The organism is Streptomyces sp. Ru73, assembly GCF_002920575.1.
Lineage (GTDB): Bacteria > Actinomycetota > Actinomycetes > Streptomycetales > Streptomycetaceae > Streptomyces.
The window spans coordinates 110,378-129,917 of the sequence record NZ_PQSQ01000012.1; the positions used below are offsets into that span (position 1 = coordinate 110,378).

General features: G+C 70.6%; 12 protein-coding genes and 1 pseudogene. 1 reads left to right on the forward strand and 12 read right to left on the reverse strand.

Annotation, left to right across the window (positions count from 1 at the left end):
• Positions 1–85: 85 nt before the first annotated feature.
• From C3486_RS08505 to C3486_RS08510, 3 genes are all read right to left on the reverse strand, one after another.
• The gene (locus C3486_RS08505; protein ID WP_103831967.1) at positions 86–832 is read right to left on the reverse strand and encodes an immunity 49 family protein; all 747 of its coding nucleotides are present in this window, start codon (positions 830–832) and stop codon (positions 86–88) included.
• A 158-nt stretch (positions 833–990) separates the two neighbouring features.
• The gene (locus C3486_RS36905; protein WP_146074977.1) at positions 991–1,383 is read right to left on the reverse strand and encodes a hypothetical protein; all 393 of its coding nucleotides are present in this window, start codon (positions 1,381–1,383) and stop codon (positions 991–993) included.
• Positions 1,384–1,397: 14 nt separating this feature from the next.
• The gene (locus C3486_RS08510) at positions 1,398–3,803 is read right to left on the reverse strand and encodes a hypothetical protein (protein ID WP_258052663.1); all 2,406 of its coding nucleotides are present in this window, start codon (positions 3,801–3,803) and stop codon (positions 1,398–1,400) included.
• 859 nt (positions 3,804–4,662) lie between these two features.
• Between C3486_RS08510 and C3486_RS08515 the strand changes: the two genes are divergently transcribed.
• Complete coding sequence (locus C3486_RS08515) at positions 4,663–5,085, forward strand: hypothetical protein (RefSeq protein WP_103831968.1); 423 nt, start codon at positions 4,663–4,665, stop codon at positions 5,083–5,085.
• 41 nt (positions 5,086–5,126) lie between these two features.
• Here C3486_RS08515 and C3486_RS08520 read toward each other — a convergent pair whose 3' ends face one another.
• From C3486_RS08520 to C3486_RS08565, 9 genes and pseudogenes are all read right to left on the reverse strand, one after another.
• Positions 5,127–5,495 (reverse strand): toxin-antitoxin system YwqK family antitoxin, encoded by a 369-nt coding sequence (locus C3486_RS08520; protein WP_103831969.1) that lies wholly within the window; start codon positions 5,493–5,495, stop codon positions 5,127–5,129.
• Positions 5,496–5,686: 191 nt separating this feature from the next.
• Entirely contained in the window at positions 5,687–7,105 is a 1,419-nt protein-coding gene (locus C3486_RS08525; RefSeq protein WP_103831970.1) for a DUF6177 family protein, read from the reverse strand.
• Between the two features lie 129 nt (positions 7,106–7,234).
• Positions 7,235–11,205, reverse strand: a pseudogene (gene eccCa, locus C3486_RS08530) (type VII secretion protein EccCa).
• 37 nt (positions 11,206–11,242) lie between these two features.
• Complete coding sequence (locus C3486_RS37925) at positions 11,243–12,667, reverse strand: MinD/ParA family protein (protein WP_258052664.1); 1,425 nt, start codon at positions 12,665–12,667, stop codon at positions 11,243–11,245.
• 79 nt (positions 12,668–12,746) lie between these two features.
• Positions 12,747–14,102, reverse strand: a complete 1,356-nt coding sequence (eccD, locus tag C3486_RS08545; protein WP_103831972.1) for a type VII secretion integral membrane protein EccD — start codon at positions 14,100–14,102, stop codon at positions 12,747–12,749.
• Positions 14,103–14,299: 197 nt separating this feature from the next.
• On the reverse strand, positions 14,300–14,617 hold the full coding sequence (locus tag C3486_RS08550; RefSeq protein WP_103831973.1) for a hypothetical protein: 318 nt from the start codon (positions 14,615–14,617) through the stop codon (positions 14,300–14,302).
• A 103-nt stretch (positions 14,618–14,720) separates the two neighbouring features.
• The gene (locus tag C3486_RS08555; RefSeq protein WP_103831974.1) at positions 14,721–16,217 is read right to left on the reverse strand and encodes a DUF6508 domain-containing protein; all 1,497 of its coding nucleotides are present in this window, start codon (positions 16,215–16,217) and stop codon (positions 14,721–14,723) included.
• A 154-nt stretch (positions 16,218–16,371) separates the two neighbouring features.
• On the reverse strand, positions 16,372–16,773 hold the full coding sequence (locus tag C3486_RS08560) for a hypothetical protein (RefSeq protein WP_258052665.1): 402 nt from the start codon (positions 16,771–16,773) through the stop codon (positions 16,372–16,374).
• A gap of 42 nt (positions 16,774–16,815) precedes the next feature.
• A partial coding sequence (locus C3486_RS08565; RefSeq protein WP_103831990.1) for an ADP-ribosyltransferase occupies positions 16,816–19,540 on the reverse strand: 2,725 nt, incomplete at its 5' end.

The window sequence follows — 19,540 nt, forward strand, 5'->3', positions numbered from 1 at the left end:
CATTCCGCTTCAACGTCTGACCCGTGCCCTGCACCAGGAACCCCCGGCCGCTCCAGCGGCCGGGGGTTTCTGACGTACGGCTTCCTCAGGTGGGGAATTCCCCGAGCCAGGAGCGCTGCAGGAGGTGCTTCGGCAGGTATTCGGACTCGACCTCGATGGGGATCCCTCCGTCGTATGCGAAGCAGGCGATGGCCAGCGGGCCCAGTGCGATCCGGCCGTCGGGGTCCTTGGCGCGGTCCTCGTCGGCTGTCCAGTACGCCTTGTGCAGCTCCAGCGCCTCCACGAGGGCGGGGCTGAAGCCGGCCTCGTCCTTGCGCACGAAGCGGTGGAACAGGTTGATGGGCGGGTACAGCACGCCCTGCAGCAGGTCCCGGGGCACGGCCGAGACCGCTTCGGGATATGAATTCTCGATCGCGGCGACCAGCTTCTCCACCAGCCCCGGCCGCTTCAGCCAGTAGGTCTGCAGGGTGTCGACCCAGTGGTAGACGTACTCGTCGTACTCGCCCTCGGGGGCCCGCAGGCGTTCCAGGGGGATCTCGCAGAGGCGCGTCATCCGCTGCTGGTCGCGGCAGACGACGGCCAGCCAGAAGGCCGTGAGCCAGTTGCCGGCGTCGGCGTACGGGCGCGGGCCGATCGCGGGCAGGGTCCGCATCTCACGGTCGATGCGGCACTCGACCGTGCCTTCGGCCGTGCCCGTCACCTCGTACAGTGCCGACCCGAGCTGCATCGCCGTGACCACGGCTTCCCACGTCTCCAGCGCCGCCGCCCGCGGGTCGAGCGTGCACCGCGCTTCCACGTGCAGGAGGGCAGTGCGGAACGCCGAATCGATCATGGTCGGTGACGTCTCGAGCCGGGCGACGGACTTGCTCAGCCCCTGCCCGAGAGCGTCGGCCCAGCGCGCGGTATTCGGCCCCGCCTCATCATGCCGGGGGAAGGTGACGGTAGGAAACAGTGCAGCCTCTCAGCGATTTCTTCGCGGCCAGATAGAATTCATTGCCCGTAAAGTGCTGCCTCAATGGCATCGGATGCCTTTTGCGCTTCATCGTCGCCAAGTGTTACTGGCGAGAAGTTGCGGGTCCGGGCGTGCGCCAAGAAATCTTCAGGAACGGATACGCCGTACTCGCGAACGAAGTATGCCCAGTATGTCGGCCAAGCCCACTCTCCGTCGGTGGAGAATCCGAATGGAACAACCGGTCCCTTTTCGGCATCCAGAGGGTCTGCGATATTTCCTGCGGACATTAGGGAGGGAGATTCTTCGAGGTAATGTGCCAGTGGCTCACGAAGTGACTGGTGCAGGAGGCCCACCCTCTCCCGTAGCGACACCTGCTCGAAACGGCTGGCGTCTGCGGATTCAATCTCAATGAAGGCTGGCAAGATCTGCATTGGAATACCTGTCCTTAGTCCACTGTCCACTCGGAGCGGGGAATCTTCTCCTGGTACCCGCCAGGGTGGTAGCGGTAGAAGGAGTCTGGAAGCCCGGGCACGTTGTTCACGAACATCTTGCGCTCGCGGCATACGCCGAATCGCCCCCACCGGTCCGCGTAGAGGAAACCGTCGGGTGCGACGACTGGAGCGCGAAGGTCGCGCGCGAGCTGCGAGGCGAACGTACCATCCAAGTGTCCAGTGTTGCAGGAAAGCAACCTGATGGGCGTTCCTGGGGTGTAGTCCGGCCGACGTCGGATGACATCAGCTAATTGCCGCGGAGTGAGTTCTCTGCCGCCCGCTGTGTCCATCAGTGTGTTGTGCGGCGTGCCATGAGCGACTACGTCGTAATGGCCCGGGAAGGGCTTCGACTTCAAGGCCTCTCGGTAGAAGGGGTCGTTCTTGGCCATCATGGAGAAGCCGTCGCGATTTTCACCGAGAGGATGCGTTTGCGGCGTAGGTGTGGGCGTTCCCTTGCCTTCGAGGCCTGGGCCGTCATGCGGCGCGGCATGGGCGGTCTCACCATCGTGATCGGTGTGCCCGGGACTGTCGTCCAAGTCCATGTGGCCGGCGCCGCCGTGGTCAGAGTGGGCCGCCCCGTTGTCGGCGTCGTGTGCCGCAGGATGCTCGTGCCCGCTCCCTCCATGGTGATCCGGACCGTTGCCGTGGCTGCCGGGGCGGCCCTCGGCAGTCGTCTCGTGGCCTGCGGACGGGTTACGGCCACTGCCCTCGGCATGACCATGTTGCAAGTGGTCAGCAGCGCTGTCGTGGGGAAGGTGGTTCCCCGCCTGCCCCGGAGAGCCGTCGATGTTGTCACCGAGGCGGCCGCCATCACTGAGAGCATCGCCGCTATGAGCCACCGAGCTGGTGGTGTCGCTGGTGTGGAAGCCAGCGCCGGCCAGGGCCGGTTCGCGTACCGGGGTATCGACATGCGGTGCATCGGCATCCAGGGAGTGCGGGTTGCCGAAGTCTCTGGGAGCGTCTGAGGCCTGCTGGAGAGTATTGCCCTGACCATCAAGGATGTTGCCCTGTGGGTCGACGTACTGAGCCGGAACACCTTCGCTGGCGGGTAGTTTCGCCGTTCCTTCCGGAAGAGCCGGGACGTCGTCGGGGAGCTTGACGCCACCGTTGGGGAGTTCGACGGCGCCCTTGGGTATCGACGCGCCTTCGGGAAGGTGGACGGTGCCGTCGGGCAGGTGGACCGTGCCTTCGGGGAGTTCGACGGCGTTGTCGGGGAGGGGCGGGACGTCGACCTTGCCGATGCCCCTGATGCTCTTCGCGATGTCGCCGATCTTGGAGAGGCCCGCGCCGGCGGCCCTGCCGACGTACGTCATGGGGTCGATGGCCTTGCCGACCTTGCCAGCGACGGAGACGGCCTTGGCCACCGCCCCGGCCTTGCCCGCGCCCGCAGCGGCACCGCCCGCGCCGCCGGTGAACACGGTGGTGAGGACATTGAAGGTGACCCCGCCGGCAGCGCGTGCAGGGTTCTTTCCCCACTCGTCCCAGGCGACCAGAGCCTTGCCGGTCTCCTTCATCGTCTTGCGGGAATCGCGGACCCAGGACGGCAGCTTGTCGTCCGGCAGGATCCAGAACAGCGTCTGCACCCCGGGAGTGATGGCCAGGGTCAGGCCGGTCGCCAGTTGCGCCAGCCCCTTCCACGCCTGCCCCGCCGCATCCCAGCCGTCGACACCCACCAGGGTGCCCAGCCCCTTGATGGTTCCCCAGATCCCGTCGACGACGATGCCGTCCCACGCGAAGGACTTCAGCCAGTGGCCGACGTCGTACCAGTGGTGCTTCTGCTCCACCGGATCACCCCACGGCACCTTCGCGTTCTTCAGGTCCTCCGCGTTGAAGCCGTACTGGTGCTCCTTCTTCGAGCCGTCGCCGGCCACCATCTTCGGGCCGTTCCACAGGGCAACGATCTTGTTGTAGCAGGCGCGCTCCGCCGCCCAGAACGCGGCGACGGTGGCGTTGATGTCGTCGCGGATCTGGTTGTGCTCGGCAGTCAGCTCTTCGTCGTAGTCCCCGTCGTCATCGTCCTTGTGATCGCGGATGAAGGCCTGCGCCTTCACCTTCAGGTTCTCCAGCTTGGTCTTCAGCGGCCGGATCTCATCCGCGTAGTCCGCAAGCGCCGAGGCAACGGTCTCCAGATCACTGGCGAAGGCGTCGGCCCGGTCCTTGACCGGCTTGGTGGTGGCGAAGAGCTGCTCGGCCTCCGGGGCCTTGTAGAACGCCGACAGGCCCTGGAAATGCGAGTGGACATCCGCGCCGGTCGAGCGGATGTTCTCCGCGTCCTTCCTCAGCGCCGCGTGGTCCTTCTCCAGCGTCTCCAGGTGGCCGGTGTACTGCGGAATCTCCTCCGGCTTGAGATTGATGTCCAACGCTTTCGCCCCGCCCCCGACTGCGGCCTACCGCCGATACGTTTTCCTCTCACCGTCCGTCCGGCATCCGATCGGCTGACGTCTTGGTCCGGAGGTCAGCGCACGGCGTCCGGCAGGCGCCTTCTCGCACCTGTGTCAGATGTGTCGGTTACCTGTGTCGGTACTGAACGGACATGGTTTTTTGTATCACGAGGCGCTGACAGTCACGTCCGTCCGTCGGTTCCCTCAGCACCACCGAGGCCTCACGCGGATCCCTCACGCCCCCTTCAAATACCGCATTAGGCGTTCGTTGACCTGCCAGCCGGAGAGAGGTCAGAGGGGGGGCTGCCGGGGAGCCGGTAGTACTTGGCCTGGCGGTCTTGGGGCCGAGCTGGACGGGGGCTCGGGCAGGGAGGCGTTGCGGGCGCGGCCGCCGGGCATCGCGCGGACCTCTTCCGCGCTGAGAGCGAAGGCCAGGGACTGGAATCGAGGTAGCCTTGATCGCGGACTACGAAGGCAGGCCGGTTCCTCCGGATCCGGGCCGAGTGACGCAGAGCGCGCTCACTACCGCAGGGCATCCGACGCCACACGTCGGCAGGCTCCAGAAGGATTCAGCGCGCCATGGAAGCGCGCGTGCGGCAGCCCCGCCCAGTCCGTAGACAATCCGCAGGGTCCCGTAATCGCCGACCGATGACCAACGCGGTCAAATGGCGAAGCCCTGGGGCATGCCCCTAATAGAAGTTCCGCCGCAGTTCAAAATCGAGCCCCGGACGTTCCGCTTCAATGTCTGATCCGCCGAGCTCAACGGGCCGTCTCTTCGGGGCGGCCCGTTCTCGGGTGCCCTTCGGGGCTGCATAGCTGACGACAATAGGCTGGGCACATGGGTGACCTCTACGTTGTCGACGTTTCGCTGGACCTTCGGCCTTCGGTTCCGGAAGCGATCCTCGATGATCTTCGTTGGCAGCTCGGCCTCACTGGCTCGGAGGAAGAGTCCGAAGACGCGGGAGCCGATGAGTACCCCGTCTGGACCGGTCGCGGTCCCGCCCGGCGCATCGGCGGCGTGGAGGTCGGCGAACTGGTCCAAGGGCCGAACGGCTGGGCCGTGACCGTTCGGCAGGAAGTGCACGCCGAAATGATGCCGGAGGTCGAGGCGCTGATCGACCGGTTGGCGCACCACTCCGACACGGCAGGAGTCATCGGACAGATCCGGTTCTTCGAAGACGAGCTGCCGGAGCTGCTGCTCAACGACGCCGGGAGCGTGGTGAAGCGCCCGCTGCGCTACGCAACGGATGGATACGCGTGATCAGTGCCCCGCACGGCGGAGGGTGAGTTCCAGAAACGAGGTCATCCTTGTGCGTGGCCACGCTCCCACGAGCGGGTCGGGCGTCCTTCTTCGTCCCATTCGAATGCGGCAAGGGGAGTCCTGTCGTCGGGGCTGTTGACCGTCTTCTTCGCCAGGGTGCCGTTCTCGTGCCAGCGTGTGAATTCGCCGGAGACGAAACCCATGCGCATCGTCCCTTCCGCGCGGAGGGCGCCGCTCTTGAACCATTCGCGGAACGGACCGTTCTTGTATCCGTCCTGGTAGGTCACCAGGCTGACGCGATGTCCGGCCAGGTATTCCTCGGCTTCTCCCGTGAAGGGTTCACCGTGGTGGAGCAGCCGGTGGTCGAAGTCGACCTCTACGTCCGGGTCATCGATGTCGATACGGCGCATGTCATCACCAAGGCTGGTAGTGCGTCCTCGGCCTGAGGGCTCAGGTGCTCGGAAGGCGGACGGGGTTTCCCTCAAAGCCCCCAACGCGCCTCATTCCCTCAGCACCACCCAAGGCCCCACGAGCCATCCCGCGAGCCGCCCCCCCCGAAGCCCCCGCGAGCCGTCCCACGGACCCCCTGCTCAAGCCCCCCTCAAGCCCCCTTCAGATGCCGCATCAGACGCTCGAAGTCCTGCCAGCCGGAGAGGTCGGAGGGGTCGCCGGGGAGGGGGTAGTACATGGCGGGGCGGGACTTGGGGCCCAGTTCGACGGGGGGCTCGGAGAGCGGCGTGTGGCGGGTGCGGTCGGCGGGCATCTGGCGGACCTCTTCGGCGCCGAGGACGAAGGCCAGGGGGACGCCGGGGCCTTCGAAGCGGGGCGGTACGGCCAGGTCGCGGCGGGCCTTGCGGAGCTGGACCAGCATCGACTGGAGGTGGTGGCGGGTGGCCAGCGCCTCGGCCGCGCGGGGAAGGGCGTCCAGCGGGGGTTCCTCGTCGGGGCCGTACCCGAAGGCGAGGGTGACGTCCTCCTCGACACCGCCCTTGGTGCGGGTGATGCGGACCGTGGCGAGCCCGGGGCGGGCGGGGGAGCCGACGACGACGAGCCAGGTCGGTTCCGGGGCGCGGTCGTGGGCGAGGTCGGTGAGCTGGCGCAGGGACCAGGGGAGGTTGGCGGGTTCGGCGGTGCCCCAGCCGGCGGGCGGCTCGCCGGTCAGCTCGCGCCAGACCGACTCCAGCGCGCCGCCGAGGACCAGGCGGTCGTCGGCCGGGTGGACGGTACGGAAGGAGACGGCCAGCTGGCGCTCGCCGGTGTCGGTGACCTCCTGGAAGGAGGCGGCCAGCGGGGTGCGCGCGTCCATCGGGGTGGCGCCCTCGCCCTCGATGGGCGCGAACAGGCCGTTCTGGAAGCGGAGTACGGCGCCGGACAGGCCGTCGTAGTAGCCGTCCCGCTCGTCCTGGACGACCCAGCGCGACGGCCAGCCGGGCAGGCTGTTGCGTACGGCGGGGGAGAGCGTGGTGCCGGCCGGGGTGACGATCTGGAGGCCCAGTTCGTTGTTGGCCACGGCCCGGAACGCGTCCGAGAGCCAGGCCGTCATGGCGACCACCGGACGGTCCTGGATGACGACGGCGACCTTGTCGGTGAGCGCGTCCACGGCGGGCTGCGCGGCGGCGGGCGTGGGCGCGACGCTCACCCCGTCGGTCTCCACCACGGCGAGCGAGCGCGCGGCCTCCGGGGGCCAGGCGGACCCGCCGGCCAGCGTGGCGAGCCGCGCGGAGAAGGTGCCCGCCAGCTTCTCGGCCTCCTCGACGCCGGTCGTGGCGCGGGCCTCCGTCCACCAGAAGGGCACGGGCGGCGGCGTGGCCCCGAGCAGCCGCTCGGCCTCGCCCTCGACCTGGACCAGCAGCGGCGCCTCGACCGACATCAGCGGGCGGCCCTCCGCGTCGCAGAGCTGCACGACCGCGTCCTCGCCCGTGGTCCCGACCAGCTTGTCGGGGCCGCCGGAGAGCAGGCCGGCGAGCACCGTCACCGGGTCGGGCATCTTCGGGGTGAGGGTGATGACGTCCTTGGTCATGAGCGCGTCCGGTTCCTGGTCATGGTCGTTGGGAAGAGCGGTGCCGGCGGGCGGCGGCCCCGGCACCCCGCGGTGCGGAACGGCCGCGCCCGGCGGCCGGCCGTACGGAGCGGCGGCCGCCTCCGTACGTCACCCCTCTGTGTACACCGTCTGGATCAGCCGGTTCGGGCGGCCCCGCTGCATGAAGATGCCACGCCCGGGCGGCTGCAGCGAGGCGTACGTCCCGGGGAACAGCTGGCCCTCGCTGCGGTCGCCCGACATCAGCAGCGCCGAGGCGCCGGACTCGCGCAGGCTCAGCATCAGCGGCTCGTACATGCCGCGGGAGGCGCCCGCGACGCGGCGGGTGAGCACGAAGTGGAGGCCGATGTCGGCCGCCGAGGGGATGTACGGGAGGAACGGTTCGAGCGGGGCCTGGCCGGCCGTCGTCAGAACGTCGTAGTCGTCGACGAGGACGACGATCCGCGGGCCGCCGCCCCAGCTGCCCGGCTCCAGGTCCTCCACGTCGCCGTCGCCCGGCAGCCGCTTCTCCAGCTGACCGGCGACGCCGTGCGCCAGCCCCGCGCACATCTTGGGGTTGTACGCGTAGCCGCCGCGGAACTCCTCCGGGATCGCGCCGCGCAGCCCGCGCCGCGGGTCCATCACCGCGAAGACCAGCTCCTCCTCGCCGTAGCGCTCGATGAGGCCGTTCGCGACGGTCTTCAGGAGGTTGGTCTTGCCGCACTCGCTGTCGCCGAGGATCAGCAGGTGCTGGTCGTGCTGGAAGAGGTCGACCATGACGGGCGCCAGCGCCGTCTGGTCCAGGCCGATCGGCACCCGCTGCGGCTCGGCGGCCGGGCCCGGCAGCAGGTGCGGCTCCAGGACGCGCGGCAGGACCCGTACGGGCTGGGCCACTTCGCCGGTCCAGGTCGCCCGGATCGTCCGGGCCGTACGCTCCAGCACCGCGCCCAGCTCCGTGGTCTCGGCCGTGCCGTCCGTACGGGGCAGCGCGATCTGCGCGAAGAGCTTGCCGTCGGTCAGCACGCGGCCGGGCTCGTCGGGGGAGAGGGTCTGCGCGAGCTTGCGGTCGATGCTGGACTCGCTGGGGTCGTTGAGCCGCAGCTCGACGCGGGTGCCGAAGTACGACTGCGTGGCGATGCGCACGTCGTTCCAGCGCAGCATGCCCGCGACGACGTGGATGCCGTAGCCGCTGCCCCGCTTGAGGATGTCGGCGACCGCGTCGTCCAGCTCCTCGAAGTCGTCGCGCAGCGCCCCGAACCCGTCGATGACCAGCACGATCTCGGCGGAGGCCAGCTGCGGGAGCCGGCCGGCCGCGTGCAGCATGCGCAGCTGCTCGACGGAGTCGATGCCGTGCTCGCGGAAGAGCTCCTCGCGCATCCCGAGCATGTTGCGCACCTCTTCGACGGTGCGCCCGGCGCGCTCGCGGTCGGCGCGGCCCGCGACCCCGCCGACGTGCGGCAGGTCCGACAGCGCCTGGAGGCCGCCGCCCACCAGGTCCAGGCCGTAGATGCCGACTTCCTGCGGCGTGTGGGTCAGCGAGAGCGACAGCGCGAGGGTGCGCAGCAGCGTGGTCTTGCCGGAGGCCGGGCCGCCGATGACCGCGGCATGCCCGCCGGCCACCGTGAGGTCCAGGACGTACTGGCCCTGCCACTGCTTGGTCGGGTCGTCCAGCAGGCCGAGCGGGACCTGCAGCGGGCCGCGGCGCGCGGCGAGCTGCATGCCGCGCGCGCCGACCTCCACCGGGCCTGCCGCCTTGTCCAGGGCGATGGCGGCGGGCAGCGGCGGCAGCCAGATGCGGCGCACCTGGGCAGCGGCGCCCTCCAGCTGGGAGACCATCACGCCCATCTCGGTCGGCCCGGTCTCCCGGCGCCGTACCGTCGGCTCCTGCTCGCCGGTGTTCTCCGGCTCGGCGAGGGTGTTGAACGCCTCGTACTCCAGGGCCAGCGGCCCGGTGTCCTCCTCCTCGTGGCGCTGCACGGGCCCGCGGTAGGCGCCGGAGACGTAGCTCGCCTTGAACCGCTCGTAGTGCGTGGTGTCGACCTTGAGGTAGCCGAAGCCGGGCAGCGGCGGCAGGTGGAAGGCGTCCGTGGTGTCCAGGACCGTACGGGACTCGTCGGCGGAGAAGGTGCGCAGGCCGAGCCGGTACGAGAGGTAGGTGTCCAGGCCCTTGAGCTTGCCGCCCTCGATGCGCTGGCTGGAGAGCAGCAGGTGCACGCCGATGGACCGGCCGATGCGGCCGATGGACAGGAACAGGTCGATGAAGTCCGGCTTGGCGGTGAGCAGTTCGCCGAACTCGTCGATGACGACGAAGAGGTGCGGCAGCGGGTCCAGGTCGGGCCGCTTCTCGGCGCGCAGCTGGGCGTAGTCGCCGATGTCGGCGACGTTGCCCGCGTCCTTCAGCACCTGCTGGCGGCGCTTGACCTCACCGGCGAGCGAGGCGTGCACGCGCTCGACCAGGCCCGCCTGGTTCTCCAGGTTGGTGATGACACCGGCGACATGCGGCAGGTCGGCGAAGGGCGCGAAGGTCGCACCGCCCTTGTAGTCGACCAGGACCAGCGCCAGGTCCTCCGGCGGGTGGGTGGCGACCAGCGCCAGTACGAGGGTGCGCAGCAGCTCCGACTTGCCGGAACCGGTCGCGCCGACGCACAGGCCGTGCGGGCCCATGCCCAGCTCGGAGGACTCCTTGAGGTCCAGCAGCACCGGCTCGTGGGAGTCGCTGATGCCGATCGGTACGCGGAGGAAGGCGCGTTCGCCGCGCGGCGCCCACAGCCGGGACAGGTCCAGGTGTGCCACGTCGTCGATGCCGAGCAGCTCGGCGAAGTCGACGGGGCCGGAGAGCGGCGCGTCCACCAGCGACTCGGCGGACAGCCGCAGCGGCGCGAGCATGCGCGCCAGGCCCTCGGCGAACGGGACGCTGACCTCGTCCACCGTGCCGTGCGCGCTGATCGGCTCCTGCTCGCGCAGGTCCTCGATGACGACCTGGTCGCCGTCGACGGTGATCCGCACGCTGACCTGGCCCGGCTCCTGGACCCGGTGTTCCAGCAGGTGCAGGACCGTGACGCCCATGTCGCGCAGCCCGACCGCGTCGTCCGGGCGCGGCAGGTCGACGGCGTCCTCGCCGTGCCCGTCGGTGACGACGAGCAGCCGGGAGTTCATGGCGAGCGCGTCCCGGTTGGACAGGCCGCGGCGCACCTCGGCCGCGTACGAGGCACGGCGGCGCAGCTCGGGGCCGATCTGCCGGGCGAGCTGGGGCGCGGACGGGGCGATCCGGCGGGCCGCGACGGGGCCGTCGAACTGCTCGGTGTCGAGCAGGTGCGGCATCCACTTGGCCCACTCCCAGTCGGTGAGCCGGTCGCCCGGTACGGCCAGCGCCATCGCCACGTCGTCGGGCGCGTGGGTGGCGGCGGTCTGCACGAGCAGGGCGCGGGCGACGCGCAGGCAGTCCTCGCGCGGGCCGACGACGCTGATGTTGCCGACCCGGTCGAGCGGGACGGTGAGCGGGAGTTCGGTGCCGGTGCGGAAGCGGTCCATCAGCGCCGACGCCTCGTTGAGCATGAAGCGGTCGGGCGGGGTGAGCACCGAGGAGCCCTGCTGGGCGACCTGGAGGTCGCGGACCGGCATCTCACCGGTGCCGACGCGCACCCGCAGGAAGTCCGCGTCCATCCGGCGGCGCTCCCACAGCCGGGCCGGGTCGCGGACTATGTCGTACAGCGCGTCCGGCGGCGGGTTCAGCACGTCGGCCTGCTCGCGCCGCTCGCGCTCCTCGCGGGACAGCTCCTCGCGCAGGTCCTCGAGGTAGGTGAGGTACGCCTCGCGCTGGGTGCGGCGGGTGCGCTGGGCCTTGCCGCGCTGCGAGAACGCGAGGCCGAGGGTGCCGATGAGGGTGACGACCACGATGATCGCGCCGAGTCCGGCGAACTGGCTGTTGCGGACGACCGTCATCATGATCACGGACGACAGCACGCCGGCGACGGGCAGCAGCGACATCGCGATGTTGCCCGACTTCCCCTCGGGGAGGTTGGCGGGGCCTCGATGGTGCGCGCCTCGGCCGCGGCCTGGGGCCGCGCGGTCCGGGCCGGGCGGTGGATCAGTCGGGTACTCATCGGCGTCCGTCACTCACGGTGGGGCTCGGCAGGGGGATCAGTGGCGCTGCTGGGAGAGCCGGAACGCGTCCGCGGCGAGGCGGGTGGCGGCTTCCCTGGTGGAGTGCGCGAGGAGTTCGGTGCGGATCGTGCCGCCGGCCGCGAGGTGCCGGTCGTACGGCAGGGTCCGGACGGTCGCTCCGGTGGACTGCAGCTTCTTGACCGCCTCGTCCAGCTCCAGGCCGCCGTGCGGCACGAGCTCGGTGATCACCACGACCGTGCCGGCGATCACGTGCGGCGGCAGCCCCTGCATCCACTGGAGGATCGCGTACGTGCTCATGATGCCCTCCAGCGTGGCGGGCGTGGTGAGCACGCGGGCCTGGGCGGCGGAGAGCGCGACCCGGGCGACCTCGGCGGGCAGCGTCTCGCAGTCCACCACGGTCACGCCGAAGTAGCGGCGCAGCGAGACCATCACCCGCTCGTACGCCTTGGTCGGGAGCATCGCGCCGATCTGCCCCTGGCTGCCGGGCAGCAGCCAGGCGTTGTTGGGCAGCTGGACCAGGTAGCCGGTGACGTCCAGCAGCGACATCTGCGGCTCGACGATGCCCGCGAGGTCGCCGGTGGTCCAGCGCAGCGTCTCGGCGCCGAGCCGCAGCGGCAGCGAGCCGAGCGAGGGGTCGGCCTCGACGAAGAGGACCGGGTCCTGGCGGTAGTGCGCGTACGCGGTGCCGAGCAGCGCGGCGACGGTGGACTTGCCGGAACCGCCGCGGATGGAGGTGACGGCGATCTGCCGGCCCGTGGTCACCGGCTGCTGGAGCACCTCGGCGGTGGCGGTGGTGTCGGCCACCTCGCGCGCTGCCGAGGAGGAGACGGTACGGCGCAGGTTGCGGGTGGCCCGCGCGGTGAAGGACTCGCCGTGCCGCGGCTTGCGCCCGGTGCCGGCCAGGCCCTTGTCGAGCACGGGCCGGGAGTCGGGCGTGCGGTGCGGGCGCGACGGCGCGTAGGCGGCCTGCGCCGGCACCTGCTGCTGGTACTGCGGCACCTGCTCGTACGCCGGGGCCTGCTGGGCCTGCTGGTACTGCTGCGCCTGTTCGTACTGCTGAGGCTGCTGATACTGCTGGTATTGACCCTGCTCGTACTGCTGCGCCTGCTGCGCCTGCTGGTACTGGTCGTGCTGCGGGTTCTGGGCGTGCTGCGGGGCCTGCGGGCTCTGCGGGTTCTGAGGGCTCTGCGCGGCCTGCGCGGCCGGGTAGCCGGCCTGCTGCGGGTAAGCGGACGCGGGCTGCCCGGTCTGGGGCGCGGGCTGTCCGCCCTGCGGCATGGGCTGTCCGGCCTGTCCGGTCTGCGGCGCGGGCTGCGCGCCCTGCTGCTGTCCGCCGGGCCCCTGGGCGCCCTGCGCGCCCTGCTGCGGCGTGCCCTGTGGCGTGGCGCCGCCTCGCAGGTCACGCAGCACGTCGCCCTGCCAGTTGTCTCCGTTCGGCATGTCAGCCCTTCTTCTCCGCCCTGCTGCCCCGCCCGGAGCGCCTGCGCGTCGTTCTCACCTGTTGAGCGTCTGTTGAGCGTCAGAACTTGTCGAGCAGCTGTCCGTACACCCCGAACGCCCCCACGGCGAGCGGGAAGAGCCCCACCACGCCGATCGACTCGACCAGGTCGGCCACGCGCCGCAGCCGCACCTGCACGTGCTCCGGCGGCCGCACCGCGAGGATGAGCAGCGGCAGCACGGCGGCCGCGCACAGCACGATGAGCGGACCCGCGCCCCCGGCGTGGTCCATCCACACCATCACCAGCCGTACGACGAGGACTGCAGCGGCGCCGAACAGCGCCACGACCTCAGCCACCAGCGGGAACGCCCGCGCCCTGGAGAGCAGGACGAGCGCCACGAGCGCGGGCAGCGCCACGGTCCACACGGTCGGCGTCGCCGCCCGGGTGAGCAGCCAGCTGCCGGCCGTGGCGGACGCCGCGGTGACGATCGTCGCGAGGGCGAGGCCGCGGTGGGTGGCCGCCAGCGCGTTGGCCACCTGGTGCCGGCTGACGGACGTGCCGCCGGAGCGGCGGTCGTCGAGCGCGGTGAGCCCCGACGCCATCAGCGCGAGCCGCGGCAGCAGCCCGAGGAGGATCACGGAGAAGACGGCCATCACGGCACCGAGCCGGGTCGGGTCGCCCTGGATCGCGGCGACGACCTCCCACACCACACCGATGCCGGCGGTGGCCGCTGCGCCGATGAGCCCGCCGCGGCCGAGCGGCGAGAAGTAGCCGAGCAGTACGAGCATCACGACCAGCGCACCCGCGACGGCCGCGAGCCGTGCGGTCCCGGACCAGTCGTAGGCGTCGGCCGCCGTCCACGCGGTGAGGACGCCGAGCCCGCCGGAGGCGAGCAGCAGCGCCGTGGCGAGCCCGCGGTTGCCCGCGCCGATCTTCGCGACCAGCGCGCCGGCCGCGAGGAGCACGACGGTGACCGCGGCCAGCACGGCCACGAGGGAGTCCAGCCCGAACTCGCGGCGGGCGAGCACCGCTGCGGTCAGCGCGAAGGCGACGGTCGCCACGCCCGCGCTGATCCGGCGGGTGGCGGGCCGCCAGCGCCACGCCTGCAGGTCCAGGTCGTCGGCGACCAGGTCGGTGACGTCGTGGACGACGGGGGCGGGCGGCGCGGAGTGCGCCCGGACGAGCCGGAGCACGGCGCCGTCCGCGACCTCCGCCGACGACAGCGTGCTGTCGTGCGGCAGCGCGGACCCGTCGGAGGTGATCAACTGCCGGGTCATCGGCCGCGCCGCCGCCCGGTCGTCCAGCAGCTGCAGGATGTCCGGCAGCAGCTGCCCGATCGGGGTGTCGGAGGGCAGGACGATGTCGGCCCGGCGTCGCTCGCCGACCAAAGTCACCCGGCTGAGTTGCGCCCGGGATGTCGTTGCTGTGCTCACCACTTACGGGAACCTATCGTCGCGACGTTGAGGACTCGGGCCTGTTCGGCGTGCTCATGTTACTAGTGCCGGGCCCTTTCCCTTTTTGCGTGGAATTACTGGTACGGCCGCCGGATTCCCGCTCGGTACAAGCGAGTTACCGGCCGCCGGCGAACCGTGGAATGCTCAGAACCTGGTGAATGCTCCGAACCCGCTGAATGTTACGAATCCGGGGAATTCTTGGCGCTCTTCCCGGAATCCTCCGGTTTCGCCGTCGGGGCCGGCTGCTGGTACTGCTGTTCCTGGCGCTGCTGCTTCTCCTGCTCGGCCTTCTGCTTCGCCAGCGTGTGCTGGAGGAAGGACCAGCCGACGCAGCCGGCGCACAGCACCGCGGCGATGGCGATCCCGGCGAAGACCTTGCCCAGCCGCTCGTCCGCCGTCCGCCGGGCCCGCTGCGCGCCGAACAGCAGCGCATCGCGCATCCTGCGCCGGCGTACCGCCACCGACTCCAGCAGCTGGCTGTCGTAATCCCGTGCCATCCGTCTTGTCGTCCGTTGCCTCAGTCGTCCGTTGCGTGGGTCGTGGTTCCTGGAACATATGGCATGGGTGAGTGAGCAGTACACCCCAGGGGCCGGGACAGGGTCAGGACCGGGTAAGCCCCTGGAAGATCAGGAAACAGATCCACAGCACGGGAATCAGTGCGACGTACGCGAGCGGACGTTGATGCACCGGCTTACCCGGATCCGCCTGCTGCCCGTGCTGCCCCGGCGCGGGGTGCGGCAGCTTGCTGACCTTGCCGCGCGCAATGAGATTCCAGATGATCGTGAACGGCGTGAAAATGAACAGCGAGAAGGGGCTCCACCAGCCCTGGCACAGCGTGGCCGTCATCAGCGTGCGGTAGACGGCGAGACCGCAGTTCCCGCACATCGGCCCGTCGTACTTCTGGAACCGCATCAGGATGAGAAACCCCTGATGCGCCCGGAACGTCACCCGAGCCGCCGGCCGCCCCCCGCAAAACCTGCACATTTCCTGCCCGGGGTGCGGCTGCCCGCCATAGGCCGCTTGCTGCGGCTGCCCGTATGGGGGCTGCTGCGGGTGGCCGTACGGGGGGTGGCCCTGCTGCGGGATTCCGTGGGGCTGGCCGGCCTGCTGCGGATATCCGTACGGAGCCTGCTGCGGCGGCCCGCAGGGCTGGCCGCCCTGCGGGGACATCCCGTACGCAGCGGGCGGCATCCCGTACTGCGGCTGACCGGTCTGCGGCGCCGCCGGCTGCTGGGCGTACGGGTTGGCGCTCGGCTGCGGCGGCTGTGGTGGCGTGGTGATGATGTTCCCCGTGTCGTGTGAATCCGGGCCGACGGCGTGCGGGGCCGGCCTGCTGGGTGCTTCTGCTGCTGAGGGGGCTCGGGACGCGACGGCCTCGTGATCGCTGCGCGCGCCGCCCTCCGCCGCGTACCAGGTGCGGAGCGCCTCGACCACAGCGTCCAGGAGGCCGTCGCGCACTGCTTTGGCGATGGTGCCGTCGCAGAACCGCTCACCCCGCACGATCGCCGTCGCTGCCCGTACGGCGTCGGCCGGGCCGAGCCGCCCGTCGGGCGGCAGGGTGACCGGCGGGTTGTCCATCCACCGGTGCTCGGGGGTCACCGCGCCGACGCGGTTCAGGGCCGAGATCACGCGCTCCAGCCCCTGGCTGTACAGCGGGAACGGCACCTGGATCGCGCCGCTCGGCCCCTTCTGACCGCCGCCCCACTTCACATCCCGGTCCTCGTCCGTGAGCGCGTCGAAGGCGTCCGCGAGTTCCTGCCATGCCGCCGGGTCCTCCCGGTCCAGCGCGGCAACCAGACGCGCGTCGTCCGCCGGGGTCACGGCCTGGGCGAGCTCCTCGACCGCGGCGGCGCTCGGGGCCTCGGTGACGGGCCCGACACCAGGCTCGCGGCTGAGGTGGCCGAGGACGCCGAGGGGAGTGAGCCCGAGTCCGCCGGCTTCGCGCACCTTTCCGTACCACTCCGTCGCCGCCTCGTAGGCGCTGCTGCTGCTCGCCTTGCGGCTGATCCAGTCAACGCCGTCCGCGTCGGCCTGGACGTATCCGATGACTTCTCCGTCGGGGGCGGTGACAGTGACGTAGTGCACGGGGTCAGACATGGTCCTCAGGCCCTGGGGCCGGTACCTCCATGATCGATGCGGGATGACGGGCTGTGCTGCCGGCCATCCCGGCGAGGGTCCTGACCACGGCGGCGTCGTCCTCGTCGTTGGCCCGCACGTACCCGAGGACCGCACCCTCTCCTTGGATGGCTCCTTATTGGCCCTCGGCGAGGGCCTCGACCGCGGCGGCGTTCGGGGCGTCGGTGAGAGAGCCCGGCAGGGGACGGCCCTTGCCGGCGGTCTCAGGGTTGCCGTACAGCTCGGCGAGGGCCTGGGACGACGTAAGACCGCGCTCCTTCGCACTGCGCAGTCGGCGAAGCCAGAAACCGCCCTCGTTCATCGCACGGGCGCCGCCGGCCTGCCGCGGTTCGAAGGCGGCGGCTTCCTCGTCGTCGGCCCAGAGGTACCCGAGGACCGAGCCGTTCTCCTTGTCGACCACGGTGAAGTACTGCACCGGCTTGTCGGTGTAGGCCTGGTAGCGCGCCGGCCCCGAGGAGACGAGGTTGAAGTGCACGTCCTCGTCGAAGCGCGGATTGATCGGTCGTTCGCTGCTCATGGTGTCCATATTCCTCTGACTCGGGCGGGTCTGCGACGAAGGCTACGGCCTCGGCAGAACCTCCCCGTACACGTGCCACTTGCCGTCCGTCTCGTCCATGAAGACGCGCGTCACCTTGTACTCGGAGCCCTTGGCGAGCAGCAGCTCGCGCTCCCCGGGGTGCTTCGAAAGGTGATCGATCCACAGGGCGGGGGTGCCCTTCGGAACCCGCAGGTGCATGTGGACGGGCTTCAGGTTGAACGGAGGCGGCGGCGTCTTGCCGAGCGCTGTCGAGGTGAAGGCCTTGTCGTCGAATACACCGCCTTCCATTTGCAGCGGCGACTTCAGCGGCTTGCCGTCGATCTTGATGTGGTCGACCCCGGTGCCACGCACGATCATGACGTCCTCGGGCACGGGACGGGCGCCCATGACCTTGTCCATCTCCTCGATCGTGTGCTTGAGCGAGTCACTCAAGGGGTTGCCGAAGCGCAGGTGGCTGTTGATCAGGTCGTACTCGTTGCCGCTGTAGGTCTTCAGCGCTTCCCGCGACTCGTCGGGCAACTGGTCGAGGAAGTCGTTCCAGTAGTCGTTCCCGTACTTCAGTCCCGCGTCGTTGTCGACGCTGGGTGCGCGGTTCGTGCCGCGCGCCAGTTCCTCCATGGCCACCGCGTGCTTGTCCGCGGCGGTGGGCAGGTTGTCGAAGTCGTCCGCCGACATGTGCGGCTTGTACTCGAACGGCTCGTCCGCGCCGTGGCCCGGGACGTCCGGCTCGCCGTGGCCCGGGGTGCCCGGTGCGTCGGAGCCGTGGTGGGCCGCGTCGTGCCCGAGGTCCGTGTGGTCGCCCGCGTGCGACGCGTCGTCGCCGTGGCCGGCCGCGTCGTCACCGTGGCCGCCGTGCGAGCCGTCGTGCCCGTGCGCACCGTCATGGCCGTGCGGGCCGGGGGCGTCGTGGCCCGGGCCGTGCGGGGTGTCGGGCGTGTGCGGGTGGCCGGCCGGTACGTCGTGACCGGGGCCGTGCGGCGTGGTGGTCGGCACGTCGTGCACCGGAGTCGTCGGCGCGCCCTCGTGGTACCACGCGCTGGGATTCCCGGCGTGACCACCGGCGCCGGGCACGTGCGACCCGCCCGACGGGATGTGCTGACCGCCGGTGGGGACATGCTGGCCGCCCGTGGGGACGTGCGACCCGCCCGACGGGACGTGCTGGCCTCCGCCAGGCACGTGCGACGACCCGCCCGTGGGCACATGCTGCCCGCCCGTCGGGACGTGCTGGCCGCCCGTCGGGTTGGTGTGGCCTGCCGGTGTCTGGTCGAACGACGTGCCGTGGGGGCCGAAGGAGCCGCCGTGGGGGCCGTACGTGCCGCCCGTCGGGCCGAACGAATTGCTGTGCGGGCCGAAGGAGTTGCCGTTCGGGCCGAAGTCGTGGCCGGAGGGCGGGCCGTAGGAACCGTTCGACGGCGGGCCGTACGAGCCGTTCGCCGGGGGCTCGTAGGAGCCGCCCGGGGTGTGGCCGCCGTAGTTGACGGGGGTCTGGCTGTGGCCGCCCATCGGTACCGCGTCGTTCGCGTGCGTGACGCCGGGGAAGCCGTTCCCCGCGTGCGCGCCCGCGGTCGCCGGCTGGTCGATCGTCCAGGACTGGGGGAGGCCCGTGCCGGGCACCGTCTGGTGCGGGACGCCGGGCATGCCGTGCGTGCCGGGCAGCTGTCCGTCGGGGAGGTGCAGCGAGCCGTCGGGCATGGTCGGCAGGTCCACCTTGCCGATGCCCTTGATGCTCTTGGCGATGTCGCCGACCTTGGAGAGACCCGCGCCGGCGCCCTTGGCGACGTACGTCATGGGGTCGATGACCTTGCCGGCCTTGCCGGCGACCGAGAGGGCCTTGGCCACCGCACCGGCCTTGCCCGCGCCGGCCGCAGCGCCGCCCGCGCCGCCGGTGAAGACCGTGGTCAGGACGTTGAAGGTGACCGCGCCGGCCGCGCGGCCGGGGTTCTTGCCCCACTCGTCCCAGGCCACCAGCGCCTTGCCGGTCTCCTTCATCGCGGTGCGCGAGTCGCGGAGCCAGCTCGGCATCTTATCGTCGGGGAGGGCCCAGAAGGCGGTGCCCACACCCGGAATGGAGGAGATCGCAAGACCCGTCGCCAGTTGGGCGAGGCCCTTCCAGGCCTGGCCCATGGCGTCCCAGCCGCCGAACCCCACCAGGGTGCCCAGGCCCTTGATGGTGCCCCAGATGCCGTCGACGATCAGACCGTCCCACACGAAGGACTTCACCCAGTGGCCCACCTCGTACCAGTGGTGCTTCTCCTCCACCGGATCGCCCCAGGGCAGCTTGGCGTTCTTCATGTCCGCGGCGTTGAAGCCGTACTGGTTCTGCTTGTCCGAACCGTCCCCGGCCACCATCTGGGTGCCGTGCCACAGAGCGGTGATCTTGTTGTGGCAGGTGCGCTCCGCCGCCCAGAACGCGGCGACGGTGGCGGTGATGTCGTCGCGGATCTGATTGTGCTCGTGGATCAGATCCTCGTCGTAGTCGCCGTCCTCATCATCCTTGTGGTCCCGGATGAAGTTCTGCGCCCTGGTCTTCAGCGCCGCCAGCTTCGGGACGAGGGGGCGGATCTCGTCCGCGTACGCGGAGAGCGCCGAGGCGACGGTCTCCAGGCCGTCGGCGAACTCATCCGCCCGGTCCTTGACGGGCTTGGTGGTGGCGAAGAGCTTTTCCGCCTCCGGCGCCTTGTAGAAGGCGGACAGGCCCTGGAAGTGGGAGTGCACATCCGCGCCGGTGGTGCGGAGGTGCCCGGCG